Genomic DNA, 16618 nt, shown 5'->3' on the forward strand with positions numbered 1-16618 from the left:
ACGCTTATACTAAGGAGAATATTTATGGATTTTATTACTCAGGGCATTACCATTTTTCATAAAGGCGGTTTTGTCATGTACATTCTGCTATTATGCTCATTATTTGTTCTATCAATAGGTATTGAGCGTTTCTTGTATTTTCGTCAGCTTGATTCTGGACGCCAGTTTGCTGCTGTTTTTTATCGATTGATGAATAATGACAAATTTGCTGAAGCACAGCAACTAACCGCGACAAGCCATGGCAGCCTGGCCTTAATCCTGCATTCTGCAATGATAAAATCGCCAATGGCTGCCAATAATATCAAAGCATTTTTTGAAATTCAGTCAGGAATTATTCTGGCTAAGTTTCGCCGCCGTTTATATTATTTAAATGTTATTGTTACCATGGCACCACTATTAGGTCTTTTGGGCACAATCAGCGGTATGATCTCAGCTTTTAGTGTATTTAATTTACAATCAGGGCAGACTGCCACTATTACCGGCGGTGTTGGCGAAGCTCTTATCGCTACGGCCATGGGACTTTGTGTTGCCATAATTTCTCTGATAATACATGCTTATTTCACCCAAAGAATTGATAATATCATTACCGATATGGAGCAGTCTTTTTCTTTAGTTGAAGCATATTATGCACGGGGTGAAAATCATGCGTCTGCGTGATCGCCGTTCCATCAACAAACCTGAAGTTATGATTATTCCGATGATCGATATAATGTTTTTTCTTCTGGTTTTTTTTATGCTGAGTACATTATATATGACCAATATAAAAACTGTTCCGGTTGATATGCCCAAGACCAGCAATGCCCAGATGCAAAAACAGGCCAATTATGTAGTAAGTTTAAAAAAAGATGGCAGCTTATATCTTGAAGATAAACCTATCAGCCAATCTGCTTTATTACAGCAGGCACAGCAGGAAAAAGCTAAAAATCCGCAGTTTGCTGTTGTAATCAGAGCCGATAAGGATATAAATTACAACATGCTGATGAATTTACTCGATAACTTAAAAGGTGCCGGCATTACCCGTTTTGGGCTGGCTTCTGACAATAAATAAAAAACTCTCGGCTTAAAAAGTCGAGAGTTTTTTATTTATAGATTAGCAATAACAGCTTGTGTCATCTGCTCAGTATTTACTTTTTTAAAACCTTCACTATAAAGATCAGCTGTGCGATAGCCCTGACTTAGTACATCCTTAACTGCCTTTTCTATGGCATCAGCTGCTTCATCGGCCTGCAGTGAATAACGCAATAGCATTGCTGCCGATAAAATAGTCCCCAATGGATTGGCTATTCCCTTACCTGCAATATCAGGAGCTGAACCATGTATTGGTTCATACAGACTGGTCTGTTCCCCAATGCTTGCCGATGGCATAAGTCCAATGGAACCACCCAATACAGCCGCTTCATCACTTAAGATATCACCAAACAAATTACCTGTAACGATAACATCAAAACGAGTAGGATTTATAGCCAGCTGCATAGCACAATTATCCACATACATATTATCCATTTTTACATCAGGATATTTGGCCGCTACCTGAGCCGCTGTTCTTCGCCATAAACGCGAAGTAGCAAGCACATTGGCCTTATCGACCGAAGTAACTTTTCCTTTGCGTCCCTGTGCTGTCTGCATCGCTAGGTTAACAATGCGTTCCACTTCCGGGATACTGTAATTTTCTAAATCCCAGGCCCTTTTCGTACCGTTATAATCTTCTTCTTCACATTTATCGCCAAAGTATACGCCGCCAATAAGCTCACGCACAATCATTACATCAGTACCGCGTACAATATCCGGCTTTAATGGTGAGTATTCAATAAGTGCATCCATAGTCTTGACCGGACGCAGATTAGCATATAAACCAAGTCCCTTACGCAAACCTAAAATTGCCTTTTCCGGACGCAAATCCGGTGCAACATTATCCCATTTATCACCACCGACAGCGCCAAATAACACCGCATCGGCCTGCTGTGCCGCCTTTAAAGTATCTTCCGGTAAAGGCACACCAAATTTATCATAGGCTGTACCGCCCGCATCATAGTAATCATAGTCTAAATTAAGCTTATATTTTTTATCGACTGCCTGCAAAACGGCAACAGCACCATCAGTTATTTCTTTTCCTATTCCATCACCGGGGATGACAACTATTTTTTTAGGCATTGATTTTTTTCTCCTTAATGTAATTTATCAAGCCGCCGGCTTTAGCTATATTCTCAACAAATCCCGGCAATGGATGAGCATTAAACACATCACCGGTTGTAAGATTTTCTATTTTTCCCGTGACTTTATCGACACGCAATCTGTCACCAGCGCTTATTTTCTCTACATCATCACCGATTTCGAGTAATGGCAGTCCGATATTTATACCATTGCGGTAAAATATGCGAGCAAAGCTTGCCGCAATTACAACCGGCACACCACTAGCCTTTATTGCAACCGGTGCATGTTCGCGCGATGAACCACAGCCAAAATTTTTGCCACTGACCATGATATCGCCCTCCTGCACATTCTGGGCAAATGATTCATCAATATCTACCATACAATGAGAAGCCAATTCCTGCGGATCAAATGAATTTAAATAACGTGCTGGAATAATAACATCCGTATCAATATTATCGCCATAGCGCCATACTTTTCCTTCTAATGCCATTTTTATTTCTCCCATCATAATTTATTATTTCAAATCACTCGGCTGGGCAATTCTGCCCAAAACAGCACTAGCTGCTGCTACCTGTGGTCCGGCTAAATAAACTTCGCTGTCCACATGTCCCATACGTCCGCGGAAATTGCGATTAGTTGTAGAAACACAGCGTTCATGTGCTGTAAGTATTCCCATATGTGCTCCTAGACATGGTCCGCAGGTTGGTGTGCTCACAGCAGCTCCGGCATCAATAAAGATATCAGCATAACCGCGTTTTATCATTTCCTTATAAACCCATTGACTGCCCGGAATTACAATACAGCGGACATCTTTATGGACTGTACGATTCTTCATTATCTGCGCTGCAATCTGCATATCCTCAATACGTCCATTAGTACATGAACCGATAACTACCTGATCAATCTTTATCTCCGGAATTTCATTCACTTTTTTGGTATTGCCCGGTAAATGAGGGAAAGCCACTACTGGAACAAGTTCAGATAGATTTATTTCTACATTCTGGCAGTATTTAGCATCCGCATCGGCTTCTACTATCGTGTATTCTTTTTTCACTCTGTCTTTGATATAAGCTTTGGTAACATCATCAACTGGGAATATACCATTTTTGCCGCCGGCTTCAATCGCCATATTAGCAATAGTTAATCTGTCATCCATGGACAATGCTTTTACGCCGTCACCAGCAAATTCAATTGCTTTATATAATGCCCCATCTACCCCTATCATGCCAATAAGCGTCAGCATTACATCTTTACCAGTAACATCCGCTGGTTTTTCGCCTGTAAGATTTACCTTTATTGTTTCCGGTACTTTAAACCAAGCTTCACCAGTTGCCAATCCTACGGCTAAATCAGTAGTCCCCACACCGGTAGAAAATCCTCCCAGTGCACCATATGTACATGTATGGGAGTCAGCTCCGATGGTAAGCATCCCCGGTGCGACTATCCCTTTTTCCGGTAATATAACATGCTCAATACCGCCGCGGCCTACTTCAAAATAATTGATAATATTATGTTTTTGGGCAAAATCACGCACTGCTTTGGATAGTGCCGCAGATTTTATATCTTTATTAGGTGTAAAATGGTCAGGAACTAGTGCTATCTTCGTATTATTAAATACTGGCACACCTATTTTTTCAAACTCTTTAAAAGACGGTGGTGCTGTAACATCATTAGCCAGTACCATATCTAGTTTACAAGTTATCAACTGACCAGGTGCTACTTCCTGCAATCCGGCGTGCATTGCCAAAATTTTCTCAGTCATATTCATTCCCATAAGTAAAACCCCTCCACCTATAAAAACTCTTTTTATATTTTTTTATCTTTTCCAGCTGTTTTTAATTATTATTTCAACAGTTTTACCAATATATTTGATATTTTTATTGATTTTATGTGTAAAACTGTAAATTAGCCTGTATGCTATGATAGTACATTTTTTATCCTTTTGTCAAGATTTTGTTAACTACAAATAAAACGCAGTACCTAATAATATAATAATAGGTTGCTGCGTTTTTCTTTATTTATCTACATTATTAGTCTATTACAGTTAATCATTTATCGCTTCTGTTATTTTCAAATATTCCGCTATATAAAATGCCAGCATTAATTCAAAGCGCATGGCAGCATCATCAAAATCACAAGCTAAAATATTGCGTATTTTTATAATACGATAGTTTATAGTATTGCGATGGGTAAATTCAATCTGCGCTGTTAATTTAAGACTGTTATTATTGAACAAATATGTCCGCAGGGTATTATACAGCTGCGAATTATGCTTATTATCAAACTCTACTAATGGCTGCAATAATGAATCGTGCATTTTCTGCAGCAGTATTTTATTATTTGTTGTAAATAACAACCTATATATACCAATCTTGTCAAAAAACAGTTCATTTTTCTGCTGAGCTTCAGCTACAATTTGTGCAGCTGCCGCTTCCTTAAAAGCTGAAACCAGCTCGATAAATTCGTCATGCCGTGAACTTATACCATAGATTATTTTTTTATCCGGCTGCTTAAACGTAAATGATTGCCTAATATCAGCCAGTAATTTTTCTATAGTCTCAATATTATTGGAAAACAATAATATTACCAACTTATCTTTTTGCCAAAAAATAAGATATCTCTCACCAATAATATTCATTATATTTTTCAGCCTTAAAATGAAGATTTCCTGTAACTTATCTGTAATTGTTTCATTCTTTATTGCCGTTACTACCATATAAAAACTCTTTTTATCTAAATCATGGCGTCTAAAATACTCAGCATAGTTTTTTACTAATTTAGGCTCAAAAAGAACGGCCTTAATATGTTCGGTAATATCATTTTCCTTTTGCGTAGCTAAAAACAACCTATTTAAATAGTCCTGCATTATATCAGCTAAATGAATGCGCCATGGCATAATAATAAGCGGCAGTTTATGCTCATTGCATAAAGTAATTATTTCTTCATCTATATCATCAGGCTGAATGTACTTACCGGTATTTACAATTAATCCTCCGGCCTTGCGGCTGATTAATTCTTCAATAAAGTTTTTTAGCCAATCTTTTTCCTTATAACAAAGACCCGTTGTTATTATCAGCTCATTGCCGCGCAAGAAATCAGAGGTAGCAATATCTTCCGTATATTGCACCCAAATTATTTCTTTTTCCAATGTTTTTTTTGCTGTTAATAATGTTAGTTGATAGATATCCTTCGTTTCGGCACATAATTTTTTTAAATGAATCGACATTATTTATCTCCATATATCCAGCAGTTTATTTTCCCCAGCGATTATTACTAAAAAACAATAATCAAATAATCTTATTTCAATAATACAATAAATAAACATCATTCTTCAAGCATATTTTGTGCACGAAGTACAAATGTCTCGTAAAAAATTAGTTACCTGTCCCGTTGCAGTCATCTTAGCATTAAGCTACCATATATCTATACATTAAATAAGGACACGGCAAAGGTGCCATCCATACGGATAAGACCTTGCTGTGTATTTTTTTATTTATCAAGGGGGATTTTATTATGTTAAAAACTGCTTTACCTAAAATTATTACTGAAACTGTTCCCGGCCCTAAAGCCGCTGCTGTTATAAATCGTCGTGATGAAGCCATTCCTGCTGCTATTCGCTGCGGTTATCCAGTCGTTATCGATCATGCTGAAGGTGCGATTATCGAAGATGTTGATGGCAATCGTTTCTTGGATTTCATCGGTGGTGTGGGTGTTTTAAACATTGGTTTCAGCCATCCGGAAGTAATTGCTGCCGTAAAAGCTCAGGCTGATAAATATTTTCATGGCATGTTCAATGTTGTAACCCATGAAGGTTATGTTGCCCTTGCTGAAAAACTAAATTCTTTAGTCCCAGTAAAAGGTGATAAAAAAAGAACATTCTTTGCTAACAGCGGTGCCGAAGCCGATGAAAATGCCGTAAAAATAGCCAAGGCTTTTACTAAACGCCCAAATATCATTGTATTTTCCGGTGCTTTCCATGGCCGTACCCTGCTTACAATGTCTATGACTGCTAAAAAAGCTTATGCTAAAGGTATGGGACCATTCCCTGATGGTGTTTACCGTGCTGAATTCCCTTATCTTTACCGCCGTCCAGCAGGTATGCCAATAGAAGCCGCTATTGATTATTATATCGAAAAATTGCATGAAACATTCAATAACTGCTCTGACCCTCAGCATGTAGCAGCTATCGTTGTTGAACCACTCCAAGGTGAAGGCGGCTTTATTCCTGCCCCTATTGAATGGGTCAAAGCACTGCGCAAAATCTGTGACCAATATGGCATCTTGCTGATTGCTGATGAAGTTCAATCTGGTTTTTGCCGCACTGGACGCATGTTTGCTACAGAATACTGGAAAGACGCTGGTGTTCAGCCAGATATTATCACCATGGCAAAATCCATTGCTGCTGGTGTTCCATTAAGTGCTATCAGTGCCCGTGATGAAATAATGCAGTCTGTTCCAGGTGGTGTTATCGGCGGTACCTATTGTGGTAATCCCCTTGCCTGTGCTGCTGCCTTAAAAACCATTGAAATCATGCAGCGTGATAATTTAGCCCAGCGTTCTGCTGAAATTGGCAAAAAAGTGATTTCACGCTATAATGAATGGATGCAAAAATATGATGTTATCGGTGACATTCGCGGTTTAGGCGGAATGATTGGCATAGAATTCGTTAAAGACAAAGAAAGTAAACAGCCTGACAGTACACTTGTCAATAACTTAATTAAAGAAGCTGCCCAACATGGCTTATTAATCGAAAATGCCGGTATACATGGCAATGTCATTCGTTTCTTAGCCCCATTAGTTATTACCGACGAACAATTAGACGCCGGTCTTGATATTTTTGAAGCTGCTATCAAAAAATGCACTAATTATCAGGAAGATTCTTCTGCTGCTAATATCGGTGCCTGATTAATGGAGGAAATAATGAAAAGTTTTGTTTTGGCGCCCCAGATCAACGTATGTGATTCTACAGCTGAATTTTGCAATGAATATGCCATTGGCAAAGGTGACCTTGTATTTATCAGCCAGCGTTCCTTAGATGCTAACTTTGCCAATAAATTTACTAATGCCACTATTATTGATTATCGCAAATACGGTGTTGGTGAACCTACCGATTTAATGGTTGAAGGTATTTATAATGATATTAAAAATATAGAAATAAAACGCGTTTTTGCTATTGGCGGCGGTACAATTCTCGATGTTGCCAAATTATTTGCTTTAAAGCAAATAATGCCTGTTGATAAATTATTCGCTGGTGAGATAACACCGCAAAAAAATAAATCATTAATTTTAATACCGACTACTTGTGGTACCGGCAGTGAAGTAACCAATATTTCTATATTGGAGCTGACAAAAAACAAAACTAAATTAGGTCTGGCCAATAATGCTCTTTTTGCCGATGAAGCTGTACTAATTCCAGAATTACTGCATGATCTGCCATTTCGCTTTTTTGCCACCAGCTCCATGGATGCACTAATCCATGCCATAGAATCATTTACTTCACCTAAAGCTACTGAACTGACACAAATGTTTTCCTTAAATGCTATGGATAAAATTATTGCTGGTTACCAAAAAATTGCCGCAGATAAAACTGCTTTAGATGATAAATTACTACATGACTTTCTTACAGCCAGCACTTATGCTGGTATTGCATTTGGCAATGCCGGCTGTGCCGCAGTACATGCCCTTAGCTATCCTTTAGGTGCCGCTTATCATGTGCCGCATGGCGAAGCTAATTATGCTATGTTTATGCAGGTTTATAAAACATATGAATTGATTGAAAACAAACCTGTTCTACAGGCTTTAAAACAGCATTTAGCGACTATCCTGCACTGTTCTGCTAATAATGTTTTTAGCCAACTAGAAGCACTATTGCAGCAAATCATTCCGCTAAAAGCATTGCATGAATACGGTGTAACTACTAATGACTTAACAGCATTTACCGATGTAGTAATGCAAAAGCAGGGCCGCCTAATGGCTAATAATTGCTGTGAACTATCCAGTGCCAATGTCTTATCTATTTATAAACAACTTTATTAACAAAAATCTTCTTTTAATCCCTCCGGCAACGGAGGGATTTTATTATGCTTATAAATATGCTTTCTCATTCTTCTTTACAGCTGTTTTTATTTATGCCGATACTTTTTATCATCTTTTCCTTTTTAATTGCTTATATGCCGTATTTAAAGCTCATTAAAGGAAGTCAGTATGCACAATACTCCTTTAATAAAAATAAACATATATCCATAGCCTGTTCGTACTTTTTATCTCATTATTAACTTTCACCATAACGAATAACAAAAAGGAGCACTGCCAAAACGGCAGTGCTCCTTTTTTGTTATTTGCTATTTATTTTACATTCTTAGTTTTTGCTTCATCAGCAGACAATACCATGAAGTCTTCGGTCAAACCATATTTTTCCAAAATCTTTTTGAGGCTGCCATCAGCACGCATTTTTTCCAATTCGCCATTAACGGCATCCAGTAAATCTTTATCTTTAAATCTTACAGCTGCACCAATTTGACCTGATGCTTCAGCTTTATAAGGGCTTAATATTTTTACATCTAAGTTATCGCTGGTTTTAATGGTATAAGCAGCAACGATACCGTCGGTAATACATGCATCTATTTTGCCGGTATTTACAGCCATCATCAATTCAGCCTGACTATTAAATACTTTGACATCTTTTACTTCCCCGTCTTTTTTCCATTTTTCTGCTAGTTCAAGGAAAGTAACACCTTTTTGTCCACCGATAACTTTATCTTTCAAATCAGCTTTGCTTTTTATTGGAGAATCTTTTTTTACAACAATAGCTTCCCCTTCTTTATACCAGATATTAGTAAAAGCTGCTTTTTGCAGACGTTCAGGTTTGATATACATTCCATCAGTAACCATATCCACTGCTTCATTATTTAAACCAATCAATAGGTTTTCAAATGGAACATGCTTCATTTCTACTTTTTTAATACCTAATCTTTTAGCTATTTCTGTGATTATTTCTGCATCGATACCGGCAAATTGATTGGTTTTAGTATCCATATAGGCAAATGGTGCATCATTGGATGAACCAACTACCAAAACACCCTTTTCCTTAATTTTTGCTAAAGTACTTTGGTTATCAGCTGCTTTTTGACTATTTTCTGAACCACAGCCCACCAATAAAAATAAAGAAGACAACACTAACATCACTAAAACTAATATTTTTTTACCATGTTTACGCATAAAATCAAACCTCTCTTTATATCATTTTTTTATTAACGACTGGCTGAAGACAATTTATATTCTATAAATTTAACAAGATGTGACAACGGAACACTTAGTATCAGATAGGCAATCGCCAAATAAGTATAAGCTTCAATTGTATAGAAAGTCTGCGAAGCAAAAGTCTGGGTGCGCAGCAAAAGTTCGTTAACTGCAACATAAGCCAGAAGAGATGTGTCTTTTATCATCATTACCAGATAATTCCCCAAAGATGGAATGATACCACGCAAAGCCTGCGGCATAACTATCCGAAACAAGGTTTCATAACGACCGAAGCCCAAAACAAGCGCCGCTTCTGTCTGTCCATTATCAATTGATACAATACCTGCTCTTATTACTTCTGACATATAGCAGCCATAGTTTATTGCCAAGCCGGCAATACCAGCTGTAAGTGGTGTTATCTGCACATCAGTCTTATAGCCAAACATTCCGGCAATCAAATTGATAAGCAGCGGCATAACATAATAAATATATACTAATTGCACAAGCAATGGCGTGCCACGAACTATTTCCAGTAAACCATATAAGAATGCTTTAAGTGGTTTCCAGCCAAATAATCTGCCTATAGCAATAAATATCCCCACTATTGTTGCCAAAAAGAAACCTATTATTGTTGCCTCTACTACGACGCCAAAACCGTGCAAGAGTGATGGTGCCAAATATTTTGCTGCCTCAGAAAAATGTAATTGTCCTAAAATATTCATGATTTATACCCCCACTAAAACCCTGTTTAAAAACTGTTGTGTACGTTCTTCCTTAGGATGATTAAAGATTTCTACAGGGGCACCTTCTTCTACTATATAACCTTTATCCATAAATATAACTCTGTCAGATACATCGCGGGCAAATCCCATTTCATGCGTAACAACGACCATCGACATACCTTCTTTGCGTAGATCCCGCATAACTGTAAGGACCTCATTTACAAGCTCCGGATCAAGTGCTGACGTTGGTTCATCAAACAATAACATTTTGGGCTGCATGGCAAGGGCTCTTGCTATTGCCACACGCTGTTGCTGACCACCTGAAAGCTGTGCTGGATAGGCATCAGCCTTATTGGCAAGGCCAACCTTGGCTAAAAGACTGCGGGCTAATTCTTCCGCTTCCTTTTTCTTCATTTTATTTACATGCATTGGTGCGTACATTACATTTTTTAATACCGTGAACATGGGGAATAAATTAAACCGTTGAAACACCATGCCTACTTCCCGGCGCAATCTTTTGGTATCCAGCTTATCATCAAGCAATGTTCCATCATAATAAATCTGTCCGCTAGTAGGTACTTCCAATAAATTCAAGCAGCGCAAAAATGTACTTTTCCCTGAACCCGATGGCCCGATAATACATATTACTTCACCATCATCAATGCGCATCGTTATACTTTTTAAAACTTCATTATCACCATAATTTTTTCCCAGCTCAAATATATTGAACATGCTAAACACCTCTTCAATACTACTAACAAAAATTCCTTTAAATGCGAATAATGTTATTGTTATTTCCTATTCCTAACTGAGAACCAGAAATATACTAATAAATAAAATAATTACATAACTGCCATCAAGTTTTTGATAAAAAAAAGCGCTCATCTCCTTTACAGAAGATGAGCGCCATCGCTCTAATTATTCTCAGTTATTGGACTTATTTTATCATGTATACCGCAATTAAGTCAATGTACACATGCACAATTTTTCCGTATTTTTTTGTTTTTATAGCACAATTTGTCATTTTAAAAACAATTAATGCCTTATTTTTTTATTTTTATTTTCATTATTTTTGTTAAAGTATTAATCTATTTTTTTATAAAAAAGTAATATTTTTATATATATGCAAAATAAGTTTAAGTCTTATTAAATCTATCAAATATTAGCCTTATAATTGCCAATATATAAAAACAAGAACAATAACGCCATTATTCATCATATTTATATCAGCATTATTGTTCTTTATTAAAGGATATTAAATTATATTTTATTAATTTTTGTAAACTAATCTTCTACTTCATATGGTAATACTTCAGCTAAATAGTCTTTTTCACGCAGGGCTGCTTCTATATCATCTAAAACTTCTTTAGATTCTGCACTGATCAGATGAAAATGATAACCTGCCGTTATGTTCATCAGTGGTGTTGATTTACCCGTCTGCATATCCTGTAAAAACAGTTTTATATCACGACGATTTTTTATATTAAGCTGTGCCTTTACCTTTCCATAAACACGGTGGTTAACATGTACATCAACCACTGTTCCACCTAAATCAACAATTGTCTGCAACTCATCCACTGTCTTTTCCTCACTATGATGAACCTTAACTAGTCGTGTAAACCGATGCACATCAGTAAGAATATACCCTCTATTAGTAGATACTATCGTATAGCCCTGCGCTCTAAGCAAGGCAATATCTTGAACTACCACCTGTCGACTGACATTAGTAAATTTGCCTAAATCACTGCCTGATAAAGGTTCATTGGATTTTTCCATCGCATCAATAATGATTTTTCTACGTTCTTGCCCTGTCATTATATCATCCTCCCTCTTTTATCAGCTCCGTTTATTTTAGCATTTATAGCTTATATCAAATACCCGTAGATTCTTTAAGCTCAAATCCAATATTGGTGCTGAATGTGTTAATGCTCCACTAGATATATAGTCTACACCAATATTAATAAGCATTTCAATATTATCTTTATTTATATTGCCTGAGCACTCGGTCAAAGCTCGTCCATTAATATACTCTACAGCTTTTTTCATTTCATCGACCGTCATATTATCAAGCATTATTATATCAGCCCCTGCTGCCACTGCTTCTTCTACCATCTGCATCGTTTCCGTTTCAACTTCAATTTTGCGGACAAATGGTGCATACTTTTTAGCCATAGCGATTGCTGCTGTTACCCCACCAGCAGCATTTATATGATTGTCTTTTAACAATACGCCATCTGATAAATTATAACGATGATTTTTCCCACCACCTACAGTAACAGCATATTTTTCAAAAATACGCATACATGGTGTTGTTTTACGAGTATCAAGCAATGTGGTTTTACTCCCCTGTAGCAATTCAACTATTTGACTGGTATATGTAGCAATACCACTCATCCGCTGCAAATAGTTTAGTGCTGTACGTTCACCTGATAATAGTACCCGCACGTCACCTGTTACGACCGCCAATTTATCACCTGCACATACTGCATCACCGTCTTTTACATAAAGCTCTACCTGCACCGTCGTATCCAGCAGTGTAAATACCCGCTTAAAAACATCAAGCCCGGCAATAACACCATCCTGCTTACAAATAAGCTCCACATCGCCATTTTGTGCCAGCGGCATAACAGCATTTGTCGTTACATCTTCACCATTGATATCTTCTTCCAATGCCATTTTTATATATTTATCAGCCACTAATTCCATTGTTATATTATTCATCTTATATCATTCTCCGTGTTATTTCCACCGCTGCCCGATTAGCAAATACAAGACTTTCCAACAAGCTGTTGCTAGCTAAACGATTTTTGCCATGTACACCATTACAGCTTGTTTCACCCACAGCAAACAAGTTTTTCATCGTTGTTTCCGAATCACTGTTTACATGAATACCTCCCATAAAATAATGCTGTGCCGGAACTATCGGTATCGGTTCTTTTAATATATCATAGCCTTCTTCCAAACATTTTTCCTGAATGTGCGGAAAATGCTGCACTATAATATCATCGGGAACATTTTCAAATGACATCCAGACATGCTTGCTGCCTTCTTTTTCCATTTGCTCATAGATAGCCTTGGATACAATATCACGCGGCAAAAGTTCATCGACAAATCGTTCTTTTTTATTATTAAGTAAAATGGCTTTTTCACCACGGGCCGATTCTGATATTAAGAAACTGCGTCCAGCTTTTTCACTGTAGAGACTTGTTGGGTGTATCTGCACATAATCCATATGTTCAAGCTGAATATTATGCTGTTTGGCTATACGGCAGGCATCGCCTGTCAGATGTGGGAAATTGGTGGAATGTTCATATAAGCCGCCAATGCCACCTGTAGCCATTACCACAAAAGGTGCCTTTATCAACAATTCCTTATTTTCTCTATCCACAGCTTTTATGCCCTGGCACTGCCGTGCTTCTTCTATTATATCAGTCATTGTTACATATTCTTTAATTGTTACATTAGCCATTTTTTTCACTTCTGCTAATAATGTTGTCGTAATTTCTTTACCTGTTATATCTTCATGAAAACAGATACGGGGACGGGAATGAGCCCCTTCGCGTGTATATTTCAAGGAACCATCATCATTTCGGGCAAAGCGCACGCCGCGCTGCAATAAATCATCGATAATCTTACGACTGGAACGTATCATAATATCTACGCTTTCCTGTCGATTTTCATAATGACCAGCCTTCATTGTATCTTCAAAATAAGCATCATAATCATCCTTATCATGCAATACACAAATTCCGCCCTGTGCCAGCATCGAATCACTGCTTATTTCGTCGGCTTTAGTTATTATCAATACTTTATTATTCTGTGATAAATTAAGTGCCGTATATAAACCACCAACACCACAGCCAACGATTACGACATCATATTCAAATTCTTCCATTTTTCGCTATCCCCTTTACTTCTCTGCAAAATTTAGACTAGTACAATAAAGAATTTTTATGCATTATGCTAATTCCATCATTTTTTCCAACGGCTTAACCGCCTGTTTGGCAAGTTCACGATCAACTTCAATGCCACTGCCGCCATTTTTCAAAGCCTGCAACACATTTTCCAATGTATTTAATTTCATATTAAGACATTTAGGTACTCGTGCCGTAAAATAAAATTTATTCGACAAAGCATCCTGTTCCAATTTATGTTTTACGCCTATTTCCGTAGCAATAATAAACTCTTGCTTATTGCTATTAGCGGCATAATCAATTATCCCACTGGTCGAGCCAATATAATCAGCTATTTTTATAATAGCTTCATTACACTCCGGATGTGCTAGTATTTCCGCTTGCGGATGTTCTTGTTTTAATTCTTGTATTTGTTCCATGCGCATATGCTCATGAATAGGGCAAAAACCATCATTAAAAATAAAATTCTTCTCGGGAACTTTTTCAGCCACATAACGGCCCAAATTCTTGTCGGGAATAAATAATATATTCTTTTGCGGTAATTTCTTTACTATGTTCACGGCATTAGATGATGTAACGCAAACATCCGCATAAGTTTTAGTCTCAGTAGTGGAATTAATATAGCAAACTACTGCCAAATCATCATATTGCTGCCGCATTTGTTTTATGTATTCATTGTCTATCATATGTGCCATAAAGCAGTCTGCCCGTTCATCAGGCAATAACACTGTTTTGGCCGGATTAAGCATCTTAGCACACTCGGCCATAAATCGCACACCAGCAAAAATTATTATGTCCGATTCCAGCTTGGCAGCAACTTTACTAAGATAAAAAGAATCCCCTACATAATCAGCAATGTCCTGTACCTGTCCTTCAGCATAATAATGCGCCAAAATAACGGCATTTTTTTCTGTTTTTAATTTTAATATTTCTTCCTGCTTTGTCATAACATCACTCCAACTATCAACAATTCTTTAATTATCAACACTGTTCTAACTCATTTATATAGCATATTATGATGTCGGTAATTTTTATTGCAGACAAATTTTTAATATAAATACCTAATTGATTAAGATATTGCATGCATTATAGCAGATATTATTACATATGACAAGACAGTTATATTGACATAATATTTTTATCATATTATTTAAAATTATTGTTATATTTTGTCATTTATATTGATAATTACTATTGTCAGTCGTATACTATTTATATTAGAATTTTATTTTCATAACTTTCTAACTATAATAATTTTACTTGCAAAGGGGTACTTACTATGGTTTACAGAACAATTTTAAACGAAACATCTTATTTTGGTAAAGGTGCTATTAAAGAAATCGCAACTGAAATTAAAAAACGCAATTTAAAAAAAGTTTTATTGGTTACCGACAAAGATTTAATAAAATTTAATGTAGCTACTAAAGTATGCGATATACTGCAAGATGCCCAAATAGATTACGAAGTATATGATAATATCAAGCCTAACCCCACTATAAAAAATGTTACTGACGGTGTTAAGTTTTGCAAAAAATCAGCCGCTGATGTAATTGTTGCCGTAGGCGGTGGCAGCTCTATCGACACCAGCAAGGCCATTGCCATCATCATGACCAACCCTGAATTCGCTGATGTCAGAAGCCTTGAAGGCGCCTCTGACACCAAAAATAAAGCTATGCCAATTATTGCCGTTTCTACTACCTCTGGAACTGCCGCTGAAGTTACCATTAATTATGTAATAACCGATGAAGAAAAAAATCGCAAATTTGTCTGCGCTGATCCTCATGATATTCCGGTTATCGCCATAGTAGATCCGGATATGACTGCCTCAATGCCAGCCAAGCTTTGTGCTGCTACAGGTATGGACGCATTGGTCCATGCTATTGAAGGATACATAACAAAAGGGTCCTGGGAATTAACCGACATGCTTCATCTAAAAGCCATTGAAATAATTTCCCGTTCCTTGCGCAGTTCCGTACAAGGCTGTCCACAAGGACGCTCCGATATGGCATTAGGTCAATATATTGCCGGTATGGGATTTTCTAATGTAGGTTTAGGCATTGTTCATTCCATGGCACATCCGTTAAGCGCTGTTTATGACACACCTCATGGTGTTGCCTGTGCAATATTACTAACTCCGGTCTTAAAATTCAATGCGGACTCTTCCCACGATAAGTACCGCGATATTGCCAAAGCTATGGACGTTGATGGTACAGCGACCATGACTGTGGAAGAAGCCCGCAAAGCCTGTATCGCTGCTGTAGAAAAACTCAGCCTTGATGTTGGCATTCCGCAAAAACTTAGTGAACTCGGTGTACAGGAAAAAGATATTGAATTTTTAGCCCAATCCGCTATTGCTGATGCCTGCACTCCGGGCAATCCACGCGATGTAACACTCGACGAAGTAATTGGAATCTATAAATCAATCCTCTAAAATTAATATTTATTTTATTTTTTATTTTATTTTTTTGTAATTTTGTATACAAAACTATTGTAATATTTTTATTTATATGATATTGTATATGTCATACGAAAAATGCATTGCAGAGGAATAGTAGTATTTACAAATGACTTACAGAGAGTTGTTATTTGGTG

The 16618-nt window shown here is 37.1% G+C and carries 16 protein-coding genes and 1 other annotated feature (1 of these 17 only partly in view); of the genes, 5 read left to right on the forward strand and 11 right to left on the reverse strand.

Features of this window, described 5'->3' with window-relative positions; all coding sequences use genetic code 11:
• Window positions 1-24 precede the first annotated feature (24 nt).
• Both HNR32_RS01480 and HNR32_RS01485 read left to right on the forward strand, forming a co-directional pair.
• Window positions 25-657: a MotA/TolQ/ExbB proton channel family protein gene (locus HNR32_RS01480; RefSeq protein ID WP_183859008.1), complete on the forward strand. Its 633-nt coding sequence runs from the start codon at window positions 25-27 to the stop codon at window positions 655-657.
• Window positions 644-1048 carry an ExbD/TolR family protein gene (locus HNR32_RS01485; RefSeq protein WP_183859009.1) on the forward strand — a complete coding sequence of 135 codons (405 nt, stop codon included), beginning with the start codon at window positions 644-646 and terminating at the stop codon, window positions 1046-1048. Before HNR32_RS01480 ends, HNR32_RS01485 begins: the two co-directional genes overlap by 14 nt.
• Before the next feature lie 35 nt (window positions 1049-1083).
• Here HNR32_RS01485 and leuB read toward each other — a convergent pair whose 3' ends face one another.
• The 4 genes from leuB to HNR32_RS01505 form a co-directional block, all read right to left on the reverse strand.
• Window positions 1084-2151, reverse strand: coding sequence for a 3-isopropylmalate dehydrogenase (gene leuB / locus HNR32_RS01490; RefSeq protein WP_183859010.1), 1068 nt, complete (start codon window positions 2149-2151; stop codon window positions 1084-1086).
• On the reverse strand, window positions 2144-2641 hold the full coding sequence (locus HNR32_RS01495) for a 3-isopropylmalate dehydratase small subunit (RefSeq protein ID WP_183859059.1): 498 nt from the start codon (window positions 2639-2641) through the stop codon (window positions 2144-2146). The genes leuB and HNR32_RS01495 overlap by 8 nt, the downstream gene beginning before the upstream one ends.
• Window positions 2642-2665: 24 nt before the next feature.
• A complete protein-coding gene (gene leuC / locus HNR32_RS01500; RefSeq protein WP_183859011.1) occupies window positions 2666-3925 on the reverse strand; it encodes a 3-isopropylmalate dehydratase large subunit in 1260 nt (419 codons plus the stop codon).
• Between the two features lie 270 nt (window positions 3926-4195).
• A complete protein-coding gene (locus HNR32_RS01505) occupies window positions 4196-5377 on the reverse strand; it encodes a PucR family transcriptional regulator (protein ID WP_183859012.1) in 1182 nt (393 codons plus the stop codon).
• Between the two features lie 287 nt (window positions 5378-5664).
• Here HNR32_RS01505 and HNR32_RS01510 point away from each other — a divergent pair, with 287 nt between their 5' ends.
• On the forward strand, window positions 5665-7056 hold the full coding sequence (locus HNR32_RS01510; protein WP_183859013.1) for an aspartate aminotransferase family protein: 1392 nt from the start codon (window positions 5665-5667) through the stop codon (window positions 7054-7056).
• 15 nt (window positions 7057-7071) lie between these two features.
• A complete protein-coding gene (locus HNR32_RS01515) occupies window positions 7072-8187 on the forward strand; it encodes a 4-hydroxybutyrate dehydrogenase (RefSeq protein WP_183859014.1) in 1116 nt (371 codons plus the stop codon).
• Between the two features lie 309 nt (window positions 8188-8496).
• Here the strand turns inward: HNR32_RS01515 and HNR32_RS01520 are convergent, their stop codons facing one another.
• The 7 genes from HNR32_RS01520 to nadA form a co-directional block, all read right to left on the reverse strand.
• A complete protein-coding gene (locus HNR32_RS01520) occupies window positions 8497-9369 on the reverse strand; it encodes an ABC transporter substrate-binding protein (RefSeq protein WP_183859015.1) in 873 nt (290 codons plus the stop codon).
• A 32-nt stretch (window positions 9370-9401) separates the two neighbouring features.
• Window positions 9402-10112 carry an amino acid ABC transporter permease gene (locus HNR32_RS01525; RefSeq protein WP_183859016.1) on the reverse strand — a complete coding sequence of 237 codons (711 nt, stop codon included), beginning with the start codon at window positions 10110-10112 and terminating at the stop codon, window positions 9402-9404.
• A 3-nt stretch (window positions 10113-10115) separates the two neighbouring features.
• Entirely contained in the window at window positions 10116-10844 is a 729-nt protein-coding gene (locus HNR32_RS01530) for an amino acid ABC transporter ATP-binding protein (RefSeq protein WP_183859017.1), read from the reverse strand.
• A 552-nt stretch (window positions 10845-11396) separates the two neighbouring features.
• The gene (locus tag HNR32_RS01535; protein WP_183859018.1) at window positions 11397-11927 is read right to left on the reverse strand and encodes a transcription repressor NadR; all 531 of its coding nucleotides are present in this window, start codon (window positions 11925-11927) and stop codon (window positions 11397-11399) included.
• 36 nt (window positions 11928-11963) lie between these two features.
• On the reverse strand, window positions 11964-12833 hold the full coding sequence (gene nadC, locus HNR32_RS01540) for a carboxylating nicotinate-nucleotide diphosphorylase (protein ID WP_183859019.1): 870 nt from the start codon (window positions 12831-12833) through the stop codon (window positions 11964-11966).
• A 1-nt stretch (window position 12834) separates the two neighbouring features.
• Window positions 12835-14007: an L-aspartate oxidase gene (locus HNR32_RS01545; protein ID WP_183859020.1), complete on the reverse strand. Its 1173-nt coding sequence runs from the start codon at window positions 14005-14007 to the stop codon at window positions 12835-12837.
• 63 nt (window positions 14008-14070) lie between these two features.
• The gene (gene nadA, locus HNR32_RS01550; RefSeq protein WP_183859021.1) at window positions 14071-14973 is read right to left on the reverse strand and encodes a quinolinate synthase NadA; all 903 of its coding nucleotides are present in this window, start codon (window positions 14971-14973) and stop codon (window positions 14071-14073) included.
• 332 nt (window positions 14974-15305) lie between these two features.
• Here nadA and fucO point away from each other — a divergent pair, with 332 nt between their 5' ends.
• Entirely contained in the window at window positions 15306-16457 is a 1152-nt protein-coding gene (gene fucO, locus HNR32_RS01555; protein ID WP_183859022.1) for a lactaldehyde reductase, read from the forward strand.
• Between the two features lie 98 nt (window positions 16458-16555).
• Window positions 16556-16618, forward strand: a binding site (T-box leader); it runs 197 nt beyond the window's last position.

This window comes from Pectinatus brassicae (assembly GCF_014201835.1).
Classification (GTDB): domain Bacteria; phylum Bacillota; class Negativicutes; order Selenomonadales; family Selenomonadaceae; genus Pectinatus; species Pectinatus brassicae.